The following is a 12,902-nucleotide window of genomic DNA, read 5'->3' on the forward strand; positions in this document are numbered from 1 at the left end:
ACGTCTCTTGTCGCTAGTGGATAACCTCCCGCAACTAAGGGTCAGAATTCTGGTTTGGGGGATGGGTCCTATCTATTCGGGCAAGTCATTGCGGCTGTTTCGACAGAGCCCAATCTCCAGACATCCGCAGATCTCATTGAATTTCGATTTTAAACATCCACTGCGTGCTTGCCACCACCAGAAGCTCGTTTCAATCGACGGAAGTGTCGCCTTCATGGGTGGCATCGACCTGACAGCCAGACGGTGGGACGAATCCGACCACCGGAGTGCAAATCCTCTAAGACTCTCCCCTGACGGTACTCCCTACCCGCCTGTTCACGATGTTCAATGCCTGGTTTCGGGTGAGGTAGCGGGAATGATCCGTGATGTGGCCAGACGACGTTGGAAGAGGGCAACCAGCGAGAGTGTGTCTTCCGAGATCGATGCGACGATCATCCGACCAGCTTTGGCGGCCGACATGATGCAAGCTCCCGCGGCTATCGCCCTGACCGAACCAGGCCTCATTGGCAAGCGTGGACGCTATGAGGCACGTCGGCTCACGCGCGATGCCATCGCCGCAGCCAAGAGATATATCTATGTCGAAACTCAATATCTTGCGTCCGCCGGCGTCGGCCGGGCGCTTGCAAGGCGATTGAAGGAACCGAACGGGCCTGAGATCGCGGTAATCGTCACAAAGACCTCGCACGGTTGGATAGAGAAGTTCGCCATGGGCAGCAACCGCGACCGCCTGATACGGCGTCTGAAGCGCGCCGATTGGTTCGATCGACTGAAGGTGATGTATGCCGTCACGTCCGACGACAATGGCGGCGAGGAGGAAATCACTGTTCATTCGAAGCTCATTATCATCGACGACCGCTTCGTACGCGTGGGATCCTCCAACCTCAACAATCGTTCAGAAGGCCTGGATACGGAGTGCGATCTCGCACTCGAAGCCGATTGCGCTGCCCATCAGGAGGCCATTACGTCACTTCGCCACCGCCTCATCGCGGAGCACCTGAGCGCGAGCGTTGCCGAGGTCCGTGAGGTGGAGAAGTCGCGATCAATGCTTGGAGCTATCGCTGCGCTGAACACCCGGGAGCGCGGCTTGAGAGAGTACGAGGTCGATCCTGATTGCAGCGCGACGGGCCTTTTGCCGGGGTCCGCGCTTGTCGACCCCCGGCGGCCTTATTGGCCACTACAGAAGTTGCGCTTGAGGCTCGGACGGTTTCTCGCGACCCTTGTCTAGCCGCTTCTTTTTCACGTTGCGGGTTATCAACTCGCTGATTGCGAAAACGGGCAATCCCAACAGCAACGGCACCAGGAAATAAATCACGCGGAATGCCACGAGCCCCCCGATCGATGCAGCCCCTGGAAGCACGGTCGTGACTGTGGCCTCCAGCACACCGAGGCCGCCGGGCACGTGAGCGACAAGAATGGCCACGTTGGCGAGGACGAACGCCGTTGCGCTTTGGACGAAGCTCACCGGCGCCTCGCTTGCCAGGACCTGATGCAGACATGCGGCAACGAAGGTGAAGTTAAGCGTACCAATCGCGATCTGTCCAACTGCAAGTCTGATGTTCGGCATTGTGAAACACCATTTCCAGAGCCGCAATGGCGAGCGCACCGTGGCGGAAAGAACGACGTAGGCTACCGGCAGTGACAGTACGCCAAGACCGATCCAGAAGGGATTGCTGCTGCTCACACCCAACAGTTTGCTGACATCGGTCGGATTTATGAGACAGACTATGCCTCCGAGTGCAGACAGCCCGAGCATGACCGTTACCCCGCAAAACAAGACGACTTTGGCGACCTCCTCAGCGTCCAGCCCCCATCGTGTGTAGTAGCGATATCGAACGGCGCCGCTGCTCAGGGCGGCCACGCCAAGATTATGGCCGATCGCAAGCGCGGTGAAGGAGGCAATCGCTGCTTTCGGATAGGCCAGCGGCCGGCCAACATATCGCAAAGCCATCCAATCGAAGCCCGTGAGGCAAAGATAGGAAAGAGCACAAAATGCAAAGCCGGAAACCAGACGCCAGCGGGGAATCCGGTCAATCGATTGCAGGATCTCGTCAAAGGTATACCGGTTGAAGACCTTGTAGAGCAGGTAGGCCGCAAGCAGCAGGCCGAACACGAGAAAAATATTGAAAAGGATGCGCCTTGTCGACATGAAGGATCCGTCCGTTTGATGTCTTTGTCTTTGGGAACGAAATTGGGCCAGACGGGTTCCGGCTGAATGGCTACACCACCACCCTCATGTCCCCCACGCGACCAACGCGAGATCAAGATTCTCACCTACAACGTTCACAGCTGTGTCGGGACGGACCGCAGAATTGACCTGAACCGGATTGCGGATGTTATTGCGCAATCTCAAGCAGACATCATTGCACTCCAGGAGCTGGACGTCGGCCGAAGAAGAACCGGCGGTGTCGACCAGGCAGCGACTATTGCGACGCTGCTAAAGATGAACGCCCACTTTCACCCGGCACTGCATGTCGAGGAAGAACGCTATGGCGACGCCATTCTGACGGCACTGCCCGTGCGCCTGATAAGGGCGGCACCCCTCCCCTCGATCGGCGAAACGCGCGGCGCAATCTGGGTGCAGGTCGATGTTCACGGGCAACCGCTTAACGTTCTCAATACACACCTAGGGCTTCGCAACCGCGACCGTATCCGGCAGGTCGCAGCGCTGTTCGGCGACGACTGGATTGGACATGCCGAGTTTCGTTCCTCGCCGTCAATCGTCTGCGGAGATCTGAATGCCACACCCTCGACTTCCGCCTACAAACGGCTGTCAATGCACTTTCAAGATGCGCAATTATTGACAACAATAAAGCCTCGACCGACATTTCCTTCGCGCTTTCCCCTTTTGCGTATCGATCATGTCTTCGTATCGCAGGAAATCCGGGTAAGGTCGTCGTCAATTGTATTCGATCCGCTTGCACGTCGAGCCTCAGATCACCTGCCGCTGTTGGTAGGCTTTCGCATCGAATAAGCTTGCGAGGCTTGGGATCGAGTGGCTGGAAAGAGAGGTTTTATGAAGTGATGAGGGAAAATGTCCAAAAAATTGAATTTAGAGTACGTCAATAATTCCGCACTGAAGGCGATGAAGGCTCTTCCGAAGGAGATCGGACTCCAATTCGCGACGGACCTGCAGCGGGTGCAAGAAGGCAAGGATCCCCTGTCGGATTTTAAACATTGAAGTGGAATCGGACCTGGCGTGATAGAGCTGATCGAGAACGGAAGTCCGGCTTACCGAGCAGTATACTGCGCCAAGTACGAAGATACCGTCTTCGTGCTGCACGCTTTCACCAAAACCACAAACGGGGTCGATAGGGCAGCGATGAAGACGGTGGACGAGCGCTTCAAGGCGATGATGAAAGAGGTTAACGCTCGGAAGAAGCAAAGGAGATATAAGAGACAACTTAGGCCGCGTTAAGCGGCCTCTGTCATTTCTACATCGCAGACTATTCTGTGATGTTCAAAGGATGGTTTGAAGCGAACGCCGAGGCGGGCCAGATAGCCAATGAGCCTATCAGCGGAGAATAGGTGAACCTTCCCCCGCATCAGCTCGCTAACTCTTGGCTGTGGTATGCCTAGTGCTTCTGCTGCATTTGCTTGTTTCCACCCGCGATCCTGGATTAGATCGACGAGAGCGGAGATCAGGGCAGCCCGGAAGCTCAAATCGGCAGCTTCATCCTTGTCGTCAACGAGTGACTCGAAGACGTTGTCATAGACAAGCCGTTCCATTTGCCTTCCCTTTATACAGGTTTCAGTATATAATCAAGAATGATTGGGGCGTCAAGTTAGTTCCAAATTGTTTTTTTGCGTTTTAGGTCACATGGTCAGGCGCAATATCCGCCCTGGCGGACTTGGCTCGCCCGCAAGCCCTCTCTTCAGTCCCTGTCATCTTGGCCTACTAGGCACGCCTGACTTGGCAGCTCTGCAGGAGCTGTGCCGAGAGCATAACGCCACGCTGCTGGTCGATTGCGCACATGACCTCGGATGCATCGGCCCAGACGGTCTGGGCATGCTCTATGGTCGGAAAAATCGACGTTCTCTGACCGACCCAGTTTATTGTCGCCTGCGGTCCTGTTGGAAAGAAGCTACTTGTTTGAGGCTCACCGAACCTAGAGCAAGGTCACAACCCCTTTTGGGCGTATTTCGTCTTCAGGCTGTCGTAGGCATCTTGCCTAAACTGCTCGGCGGTTTCTTCGGAAGAAAATACACGCTCTGCAGTGATGTCTCCGTCTCTTATCGACACTTTGTATTGCCCATTGCGGCGGTCGATCACGGCGTCGAATAATGGCTCGATGTCCATTGTCACCTACCAATACATGTCATTCAACCACCAGCATATGGTACACCCGCCCATAGGTAAGTCCATTGGACAAAGGTCCCTGTAAGGCCCTTTTTCAGGCGATAGAGGACATAGTCGGAGTGAGCGTCGGATGAGAGCGCTCGGGCCTTTGCGAATAGCCCCGAACGGAATGGCGCGCGTAACAAGAAGTGGTGTGCTTTGCGCTAACGACGTCGTTTTCTTTGCTTTTCCGGGTCTTGCGAAGTCGATCGATACATTGCGCAGATCCGACGACCATTGATGATTATCAAAGCGTGTTCATCCTTTCATACCTTCGCGGCCAAACTGCCGGTCGGCATTCTCGAAGGATGGCCAATAGCCATCTGACATGTAATCGGGTGGAAGCGGATCGAGCTTTGACAAAGCGGCGATCACGTACTCAACTTGAACCTTATAATGTTTAAGCGACAGCGGCATCGGGATTCCGGCGACGCGCTCTCGCGCTTCGTATCGCTGAATATCCGCTTTACGAAGACGCCTGTGACCCTCCTGCAAAAATCTTGCAAGGCTCTTCTGTCACTCGTTCTTGCTCCTTCTGACGTCCGCCCGCAATTACCCTGAACAATTCCTTCCTCCTTGTTGTCCTGGTAGAGGTTTGGTGGAAAAATTGATTCACGGCAACCGCCCACCGGTCAGCGCGAAAACAATGCGACAACACAATCGGCCGCTCTGCAAAGAAAAAGCTTTGCCCATTCTCGCATTACGGCGCTTCAAGAACTTTATCGTTGTCTCGCCGTCTCAAACCATTTTATAAGCTTTACATGGTCCAACGAGCCGGCAGCGCCGATCTTCCTCTTCATGGTGGCCGCGTCCCACGATGGCTGGGCGAGCGCATGACACGGCTCGGTGCGGTCATCACCGAGGCAATCGTCATTCACTACGGTCGCGACGAATTGCTCAGCCGCATGGCACACCCGTTCTGGTTCCAGTCTTTCGGTGCAGTCATGGGCATGGATTGGCATTCGTCCGGCATCACGACAAGTGTCATCGGAGCGTTGAAGCGGGGCCTTAATCCGATGGCCGGCGAACTCGGCATTCATGTCTGCGGCGGCCGCGGCAGGCATTCGAGGCAGACTCCTGACGAGCTGATGGCCATCGGCAATCGCGTGGGAATTGATGGCGCCGCTCTTGCGCGCACCAGCAGGCTGGTCGCCAAAGTTGATAGCGCTGCGGTCCAGGATGGTTTCGATCTTTACCTGCACGGCTTCATTGTCACTGATGACGGTAAATGGGTCGTGGTCCAGCAAGGCATGAACGGCGGCAAGAGGCAGGCACGACGGTATCACTGGCATTCGGAGGGTCTCAGGAGCTTTGTGGATTCTCCGCATTCAGCAATCGAAGGACGCGGACAGGGGAATATTGTCAATCTTGCTGACCATCGAGCGGAAAGCTCGAGAAGGAGTCAGCTTGATTTGCTGGGCGTGTTGGGGCCGGATAAAATCCTGCGGGAGGTCATCGCGCTTGAACCGGCGCGGGAAGAGAAAAATGCGGCCCAGCCACTGTTGCCCCACCTCATCATGCCATCCCATCACGACGTGCGTGAGAAGGACGTCGACATGAAACGCCTGCATGGGACACTGGCGGCAGCGGCCGACCGCGGCCCAAAAGATTTTGAAGATCTTCTTCTAATTCCGGGAATCGGTGCACGGACAGTGAATGCCCTGGCAATGGTGGCCGAGGTTGTTCACGGCGCGCCATGTCGCTTCTCGGACCCCGCCCGCTTCTCGCTCGCCCATGGCGGAAAGGATCGCCATCCTTTCCCTGTGCCGGTCAAAGTCTATGACGAAACAATCAAGGTAATGAGGTCCGCCGTCGGCCGGGCAAGGCTTGGCCGCGAAGAGGAATTACAGGCTTTGAGGCGACTCGATGATCAGTCGCGGCAACTGGAACGCTATGTTACAGGGCCAGATCTGAAGGAGATCGTCGCCGGCGAATTCTTGCGGTCGCACGAACGGGGCGGCCGCAGTGTATTCGGGTGGGAGCATCCGACACGGGAAGACAGAGAACACCTGCGCCGCAAGCCTTGATGATTGGGGGTATCGCCCCTGTTTCGAGAAGCGACGAAAAATCCGGCCTCACGCACCCTGAACCGATACCGCGCTCAACCTTCCTCGGACCCAGCAGATCACTGTCCGTCTTGCTCAATTGCCGATTTGTCGGAAGGTCAGTTTAGGTATGGGCGGGCGCCCTTCCTGTTGGAAAACTGGTACACCAGCAGCATGCCCTGCTCCAGCAGAAGCTCGGCAGCTGGGAAATCGCGTAGCGCGAGATCGCCGCACAGCCCGCGGATTGTTGAGGCGAGGCACGTTGAATTGGTCACAAACCGTGCATCGCCCAAGGTTTCAGCTTCATCTGCGCTCGCTTCCAAAGCGTCGGCGACCGTCTCCAGCAAGTTGATTCTTTCAACGAGGGTCATCTCGTCCAGTCTCTTGGAAATCGCATTCATGACAGCCTCCTCGCGCGAACAGCTTTAAGTTCGCGGCGCTTTTTCATGGTGAAGTTATCTGATCGCTAAAAAGGTGGGGGCCCCGCTTCAGGAATGCAAATCATAGCTGACAAGCGCTGGTTGCACGGGTCTGCGACGCCCGGCAAGCGCTGCCCGTTCCCCCGGCTCGTCGTAAGTTGAAGAGCTTGATGGACGCGCGCGCTCGTCCTCGTTCCATCCGGATCGCAGCGCTTCGCAGAGGCGAGGACGGAACCTCTGCCCTCGGGATCGGTTAATTCCCAGGCCATATGGATTAACAATTGAGAGGAACCCGAGATGAAAAACATTATCCTAGCCATCGCAGCCGTGGCTTTTACAATTCCTTCGGGCGGCTGGGCAGCTACGACCCACAAGACGCAGCCCACGCAAAAAGTAGTCATCGTGAAAGAACCGCGCCAGAGACTGGGCACGCTGTCGTGCGAGGTCGCCGGAGGGGTGGGAATGGTTATCGGATCGAACCGTGCGATCAACTGCCGATTTCGCCAACAAGGCGGTTGGGTGGAGCAGTATGCCGGATCGATTGGCAAGCTTGGTCTTGATATCGGCGTAAGTGGCAAGTCCTATTTGAGTTGGGTTGTCGTCAATACAAAGCCGACGCGCGTCGGTGAAGGCGATCTCGCCGGTACCTATGTCGGTGCGTCCGCGAACGCGGCAATCGGTGTTGGCCTTGGTGCTAATGCTCTCGTCGGGGGCAATGCCGAAAACTTTGCGCTTCAGCCTGTCAGCGGACAGACCGGAACCGGGCTGAACGTTGCGGCTGGCGTCTCGCGATTGCAGCTCTCTCCAGTTCGTTGATCGGAACGGATGCGGAAAGCCAGAGTCATCCGAACCGAGATGTGTCACAACCTGGCGACGCCCCGGCGACGCCAGGCAATGGCATCGGACCTTCCAGCATAGGGCGGCTTAACGAAAGCGGGAATTCGCAGATACGCCGCAAGCGGATGAATGGTTCGCCAAAATGGGCGATCACCTAAGTGAGCGGACCGGGGAGCGCGACTTGCCAACATGCGATCAACGTGAGCGTAGACACAAGCATGACAAGCTTTTCAAATTAAACCTCAGGAACTCCGGGTTTGAAGTGACGTTGTTGCTTAAGGTCAAGGAGTTCACGAATGTCAAACATATCTTCGGCCGACCTTGAAGCAAGAAAAGGCAGTCCAAGCCCGCGCCTTGATGAAGACGAGTTCAGGCGTCGCTTCCTCAATCAGTTCCAGGATCCGGCTTACGAGCCTCTCACACCAGAGCTCACAAAGATCAGTGCTGCGGCTTGGGACGCTTACAAAAATTCCCGCAAGATTCCGAGAACTCGCAAGGCTGGCTGCGAGTTTGCGGACCCGGACTGTGATCTCGCCGCCGATTGGCTTGATGCGCGCCAAGCCATTCACGAAGCCAAGCGCCGGCATGATAACCAGAACGGGCCACATCGCTTGCTCCTCATCAACGGGTCATCCCGTGGCGAGCATACTTGTCCTGGCGAAGTCTCCAAAAGTTTCCGCATGATCCAGACGGCGCGGTCGGTGCTGGAGCAAAACCCGATGGTGACCATCAATGTTCTGGACCTTAGTCGTGTTGCTTCCGAATATGGCCGTCAGATCCATCCCTGCAAAGCTTGCTTTTCGACGTCGGCCGCACTTTGTCATTGGCCGTGCTCCTGCCATCCGAACTATTCGCTCGGACAGGTTCATGACTGGATGAACGAAATCTATCCACTGTGGGTCGAGGCCCATGGCATCATGATCGTGACCCCTGTCAATTGGTATCAGACCTCATCCCCTCTCAAGCTGATGATCGACCGACTTGTCTGCGCAGACGGAGGTAACCCGGATCCAACGACGACCCATGGAAAACACGCAAAAGAGGCCAAGGAGATCGAGATGAAGGGTTGGCACTACCCTCGCCATCTCGAAGGACGCATTTTCTCGGTGATCGTCCACGGAGACACCGAGGGCGCGGAAGGCGTCCGTCGCAGTGTTTCCGACTGGTTGAAATCGATGGCGCTTGTTCCAGCCGGCCCCCTTGCTGAGGTCGATCGCTACATCGGCTACTGGGAGCCCTATGCAACAAGTCACGTCGCCTTCGAAAAGGACCAGGCATTCCAAGAAGAGGGTCGCAATGCCGCTCGGACTCTTTTGGAAGCCGTCGTTGCGAAGAGGCAGGGTCATCAGATCGCCGCAGGCTCGCGGTTGAAGCAGGCGCGGGAGAAATAGGACTTGAACTCTTACGCCGTGACGCTGCTTCTGTTCGGTGCCGTCGTGCTTCTCACCGCGTGGCTTCCACTCGTTCTCCGGCGCATTCCGCTGTCGTTGCCCATCTGCTGCATTGGCATCGGAATTTTGTTGGCATGGTCCCCAATTTCTCCACTTCCGCGCATGAACCCCCTTGAGAACGCGGTATGGACCGAGCATTTCACGGAATTCGTCGTGATCGTCGCGTTGATGGGCGCCGGATTGAAGATCGACCGACCGCTTGGATGGCGGCGGTGGATGACTACGTGGCGTCTGCTCGGACTGGCGATGCCGTTGTCGATAGGTGCTATTGCGTTCCTGGGCTGGAGCGTTCTGGGCCTTGGCCTGGCATCAGCCCTCCTTCTGGGGGCGGCGCTTGCCCCGACCGATCCGGTACTTGCGGGTGATGTGCAGGTCGGTCCTCCGAAGACCGGAGAAAAAGATGACATCCGTTTCGCACTGACGTCCGAAGCCGGACTGAATGATGGACTGAGTTTTCCGTTTGTCATGGCCGCGATCGCCATCGCGGCAAGTGGCGGTGACTGGGGCTGGACAGCTCGGTGGTTCGTGGTGGACGTCGTTTGGCGGCTTGCCGCCGGCGTGGCCGTTGGCTGGGCCGTCGGTCGCCTCCTCGGCTTTCTCACTTTCAGGGCCCCTGAAGCTGGCCGGCTCGCCAAAACCGGCGACGGGTTGGCCGCGCTCGGCTTCACCTGTGTGTCGTACGCTGCAACGGAACTCGTTCATGGCTACGGATTTGTGGCCGTCTTTGTAACCGCACTTACCTTTCGTTCCATCGAGCGCAGTAGCGACTATCATGAGGAACTGCATGATTTTGGAGAGCAGATCGAACGGCTCTTAATGATGTTGCTGCTTGTTTGCTTCGGGTCGGCGGTGGCGGAGGGAAAACTGATCTCCTTCGCAGATTGGCGGGTGGTGGTGGTCGCGGGTCTGGTCCTGGCCGTTGTCCGTCCTGTGTGCGGCTGGATTTCCATGCTTGGTTGCCCACACCCCACGGCTGAGAAGTTGATAATCGCTGTCTTCGGCATCCGTGGTCTTGGTTCGATCTACTATCTCGCCTACGCCTCCGGAAAGGTGCAGTTCGAGGCTATCGAGACCGTCTGGTCGACTGTCTTTTTGATCATTCTCGTATCGATTGTACTTCACGGGGTATCGGTAACGCCGGTAATGAAATGGATCGACCGGCGCCGCGGTGTGGACCCGGCCCGGCGGATCGACGGGATGACCGCAATGGGGCGCAATTCACTCGAGCGAGGCGAAGGATCGGGCCGCGCGTGAACTCGTGACTCGGCCCCTCGATTACGCGTCAGCGCGGATTAGCCGAGGCGTTAAAGAACCATCAAACGCTGCACAAAGTGGACTACGTGTCAGGAGGGACGAGGATTGGTTTGCGTTCGGCATCGTCCCAATGGTCTAAACACTTGACTACTATGGCCGTTTTACAACAGGCCGGCTTCAACCACCGTCACATAAGAGAAATCTCATATATCGCGCATTGCCTTCCTACCGCCGGCCCTTCTAGGCTTGACCTCATTCGGGTAGGGGGGGCAGATGCGGCGGATTGAGCTGGCGAAACCGGTGTTAATATCGAGAGTGAACGACATGATTGATCGCATCCTGCAATGCTGGTGCGAAGAGAACGATTATCCAAGGGGAAGTGTTGAAGCGGGCCGAAAGGCAAAAAGCCTGCTCCAGTGGATCGAACTTGGGGTAACCGATGAAGCTGAATTGTCAGACCTGATCCGCAACGACATCGTCATCAACAGCAGATAGTGCATCCACTGCGGTTACGGCAGCATTCTGTTCGCGCAGAACTCTTGGACTGACCTTCAGCGCGGAGGCATGACCTGATTGCTTAAGGAAGGTGTCCGGTTGCGGTGCAGATCAATACAAAAGCGTTTCAAAGCTTGTATGCCACGCGCCCGCCCTTGGGCAGGACCTGGACCGGTTCGCCAATCGGACCGCCACGCAGCGGAAAGATACCAAGTTTCGAAACGATGACCGAATATCCAGTGTATTGCCGGATTGTATCCCCGTGGGCAAAGCGCAGTTCAGCTGCTAGCCCAAGCTTTTTCCCATCCGACAGCAATACCCAGACCGTCGCGCCGTTATCGTCACCGGCCATTTGTCTCCGGTTCCCATCTGGGCCTATACAGTAAAGGCCGTATCCGTTCGCAACCCAGTCCTCGTCACCATCCCCGTCGACGTCCATCCTGTCGATAAACCTGTCGGAGAGGTCCATTTTAGAGCCGTCGCTGCGCGCGTTGCAAGCATCCTGCCACCGCGCCAGACTGGCAAGCATTGCTGGCGGAAAGACGTTGCTCCATTTACTGACGAATTGGCCGGAATCGATCTTCTGTAGCCTTGCGCCCTTGACCGCATGTGGCGCGGTAGTGACGGGGCGGTCTTGGTTTGTCTTGGTCAGGAATGCCTGAAGTCGCGTACGCAGTTCCGCGTCGTCCCCGCTTGTCGGTTGGCGGAAAAACAACAGGAGAGATCGAGATACTCCCCCGGGCAGGTAAATAGTGCTGATGCGTTTGGGAACCTTCGGAAAGGTCGCACAAGAATCGCCATCCTCGAAGACGTAAAGAACCTGCGTCTCCAACTTGTTCTCTGTATTTGTCCTGGTGCCGTAAGCCGCCCATCCTTTGCCGGACTCGATCGTTTCCAATAGCAATCTTCGTGCCTTTTCCGGGACATCAGCAATTGCTGGCTGCGTATCAGACTGAGATTTGCCGGCGTAAATCGCCCCGTCACCTGAGGGGGAAACATGAAGCGGAGATATCACGAAATTCTCAAATGCTTCCGATACAATCCGCAGGCACTTCGGCGGGGGCGTTTCGTCTGCCAATGCAATGCTGCCCGCCGCGCTGATGCAAAATGCCAGGCTGGCGAGGGTTTGGCTAATTTTCATTCTCCACATCTCAATCCCACCTCTACCGCGCGTCTTCGAACCGTTGTAGCTTTCAAAAGACGGATAATTCAAGTTTTCGCGTTTCCGCAGCGCGAAACGCACGGCGAAGGCAGAAGATTTGAAGGGCCATACAATAAGGAACGGACCAGATACCGACAATGGTAGTCAAGGTCGACTACTCGTTCATGGTCGTCTAAACCGAGATAATTGAAACGCCTCTGTGAAAGTAGCGACAATACCGAAGCCTTGGGAAGACAAGGGCATTCGTGAAACCCCTAAAGACCAAGCCCGTTCTCAACTCGCCGGACTTTCCAAAATCCGACGACAGAACAAGGTGGCGATTAACCCATCATTTTCAACAGCTCAGTGTTGGAGGTTGGCTTGGAGATGAAATCTACGCCGCTTTCAATGCCGCGGGGGAGAGCCTGACGGCGTCCGAGGTCACGATAACTCCGGTTTCGGGCCATCGGACATGCACGGTTTCACAAGACCTAGGCCGTCCATGCTGCGCGGCATATCGATATCAGTAAAAAGCGTGTCGATCTGATTGATTTTGAAGAGGACCAACCCTTCGTCCGCATTCGCTGCCTTCAAAACGCGGTAGCCAGCCTTTTCGAGCAAATCAACAGTATCGTAACGAAGCTTCGCCTTGTCTTCGACAACGAGGATGTTGGTGGCACGATCGCGCCTGACAGGTCTTTCCGTCATGCCTAGGCGATCGAAGACTTCCTGACCGTCGGCAGAGGCGCCGGTCTGCTTGAGGAGAGCTCTCCCTCCAGGACAGCCTGTCGCCAATGAATCTTGTCTTCCCAGTACGGTCGTCCCGCCTGCTCCCAAAGTGCGTATGCGCGGTGAGCGATCCAATCCTGTCTGTTATCGGCCATCATCGTTCGTCCCCTGGTTTTGCAGCCATGACATGCGCGC

Annotated in this window: 17 protein-coding genes; 8 read left to right on the forward strand and 9 right to left on the reverse strand. The window is 56.2% G+C overall.

Annotated features, from left to right (window positions below; genetic code table 11):
* Positions 1 to 324 precede the first annotated feature (324 nt).
* The gene (locus IB248_RS32235; RefSeq protein WP_281412475.1) at positions 325 to 459 is read right to left on the reverse strand and encodes a hypothetical protein; all 135 of its coding nucleotides are present in this window, start codon (positions 457 to 459) and stop codon (positions 325 to 327) included.
* Here IB248_RS32235 and IB248_RS31950 point away from each other — a divergent pair.
* Positions 458 to 1,225: a phospholipase D-like domain-containing protein gene (locus IB248_RS31950; RefSeq protein ID WP_246733878.1), complete on the forward strand. Its 768-nt coding sequence runs from the start codon at positions 458 to 460 to the stop codon at positions 1,223 to 1,225. The two genes, IB248_RS32235 and IB248_RS31950, sit on opposite strands and share 2 nt — an antisense overlap.
* Here the strand turns inward: IB248_RS31950 and IB248_RS26095 are convergent.
* Positions 1,175 to 2,146, reverse strand: a complete 972-nt coding sequence (locus IB248_RS26095; RefSeq protein WP_192241888.1) for a lysylphosphatidylglycerol synthase domain-containing protein — start codon at positions 2,144 to 2,146, stop codon at positions 1,175 to 1,177. The genes IB248_RS31950 and IB248_RS26095 overlap by 51 nt on opposite strands.
* 66 nt (positions 2,147 to 2,212) lie before the next feature.
* Between IB248_RS26095 and IB248_RS26100 the strand changes: the two genes are divergently transcribed.
* Together IB248_RS26100 and IB248_RS31955 are read left to right on the forward strand one after the other, a co-directional pair.
* Positions 2,213 to 2,971 (forward strand): endonuclease/exonuclease/phosphatase family protein, encoded by a 759-nt coding sequence (locus IB248_RS26100; RefSeq protein WP_192241889.1) that lies wholly within the window; start codon positions 2,213 to 2,215, stop codon positions 2,969 to 2,971.
* Between the two features lie 225 nt (positions 2,972 to 3,196).
* Entirely contained in the window at positions 3,197 to 3,415 is a 219-nt protein-coding gene (locus IB248_RS31955) for a type II toxin-antitoxin system RelE/ParE family toxin (RefSeq protein ID WP_348644158.1), read from the forward strand.
* Here the strand turns inward: IB248_RS31955 and IB248_RS26110 are convergent.
* The 3 genes from IB248_RS26110 to IB248_RS26120 form a co-directional block, all read right to left on the reverse strand.
* Positions 3,412 to 3,726 (reverse strand): helix-turn-helix transcriptional regulator, encoded by a 315-nt coding sequence (locus IB248_RS26110; RefSeq protein ID WP_169684204.1) that lies wholly within the window; start codon positions 3,724 to 3,726, stop codon positions 3,412 to 3,414. The genes IB248_RS31955 and IB248_RS26110 overlap by 4 nt on opposite strands.
* Positions 3,727 to 4,117: 391 nt before the next feature.
* Complete coding sequence (locus IB248_RS26115) at positions 4,118 to 4,297, reverse strand: hypothetical protein (RefSeq protein ID WP_192241890.1); 180 nt, start codon at positions 4,295 to 4,297, stop codon at positions 4,118 to 4,120.
* A gap of 297 nt (positions 4,298 to 4,594) precedes the next feature.
* Positions 4,595 to 4,753: a hypothetical protein gene (locus tag IB248_RS26120; protein ID WP_192241891.1), complete on the reverse strand. Its 159-nt coding sequence runs from the start codon at positions 4,751 to 4,753 to the stop codon at positions 4,595 to 4,597.
* A 344-nt stretch (positions 4,754 to 5,097) separates the two neighbouring features.
* On the opposite strand from IB248_RS26120, the gene IB248_RS26125 reads away from it, so the two are divergent.
* Positions 5,098 to 6,363: a DUF763 domain-containing protein gene (locus IB248_RS26125; protein ID WP_169684207.1), complete on the forward strand. Its 1,266-nt coding sequence runs from the start codon at positions 5,098 to 5,100 to the stop codon at positions 6,361 to 6,363.
* 137 nt (positions 6,364 to 6,500) lie between these two features.
* Here IB248_RS26125 and IB248_RS26130 read toward each other — a convergent pair whose 3' ends face one another.
* A complete protein-coding gene (locus IB248_RS26130) occupies positions 6,501 to 6,782 on the reverse strand; it encodes a hypothetical protein (protein ID WP_169684208.1) in 282 nt (93 codons plus the stop codon).
* 315 nt (positions 6,783 to 7,097) lie between these two features.
* On the opposite strand from IB248_RS26130, the gene IB248_RS26135 reads away from it, so the two are divergent.
* The 4 genes from IB248_RS26135 (at position 7,098) to IB248_RS26150 (ending at position 10,837) form a co-directional block, all read left to right on the forward strand.
* On the forward strand, positions 7,098 to 7,616 hold the full coding sequence (locus tag IB248_RS26135) for a DUF992 domain-containing protein (protein ID WP_169684209.1): 519 nt from the start codon (positions 7,098 to 7,100) through the stop codon (positions 7,614 to 7,616).
* Between the two features lie 317 nt (positions 7,617 to 7,933).
* The gene (locus IB248_RS26140; protein ID WP_169684210.1) at positions 7,934 to 9,028 is read left to right on the forward strand and encodes a flavodoxin family protein; all 1,095 of its coding nucleotides are present in this window, start codon (positions 7,934 to 7,936) and stop codon (positions 9,026 to 9,028) included.
* Between the two features lie 3 nt (positions 9,029 to 9,031).
* Positions 9,032 to 10,342, forward strand: a complete 1,311-nt coding sequence (locus IB248_RS26145) for a cation:proton antiporter (protein WP_169684211.1) — start codon at positions 9,032 to 9,034, stop codon at positions 10,340 to 10,342.
* 273 nt (positions 10,343 to 10,615) lie between these two features.
* The gene (locus IB248_RS26150; protein ID WP_029792648.1) at positions 10,616 to 10,837 is read left to right on the forward strand and encodes a hypothetical protein; all 222 of its coding nucleotides are present in this window, start codon (positions 10,616 to 10,618) and stop codon (positions 10,835 to 10,837) included.
* A 127-nt stretch (positions 10,838 to 10,964) separates the two neighbouring features.
* Here the strand turns inward: IB248_RS26150 and IB248_RS26155 are convergent, their stop codons facing one another.
* The 3 genes from IB248_RS26155 to IB248_RS31965 form a co-directional block, all read right to left on the reverse strand.
* Complete coding sequence (locus IB248_RS26155) at positions 10,965 to 11,978, reverse strand: hypothetical protein (RefSeq protein WP_246733879.1); 1,014 nt, start codon at positions 11,976 to 11,978, stop codon at positions 10,965 to 10,967.
* 441 nt (positions 11,979 to 12,419) lie between these two features.
* A complete protein-coding gene (locus IB248_RS31960) occupies positions 12,420 to 12,686 on the reverse strand; it encodes a response regulator (RefSeq protein ID WP_246733880.1) in 267 nt (88 codons plus the stop codon).
* A gap of 2 nt (positions 12,687 to 12,688) precedes the next feature.
* Positions 12,689 to 12,865, reverse strand: coding sequence for a DUF2934 domain-containing protein (locus IB248_RS31965; RefSeq protein WP_348644159.1), 177 nt, complete (start codon positions 12,863 to 12,865; stop codon positions 12,689 to 12,691).
* Positions 12,866 to 12,902 lie beyond the last annotated feature (37 nt).

The sequence above is a fragment of the Rhizobium sp. RHZ01 genome (assembly GCF_014851595.1).
Classification (GTDB): Bacteria; Pseudomonadota; Alphaproteobacteria; order Rhizobiales; family Rhizobiaceae; genus Rhizobium; species Rhizobium altiplani.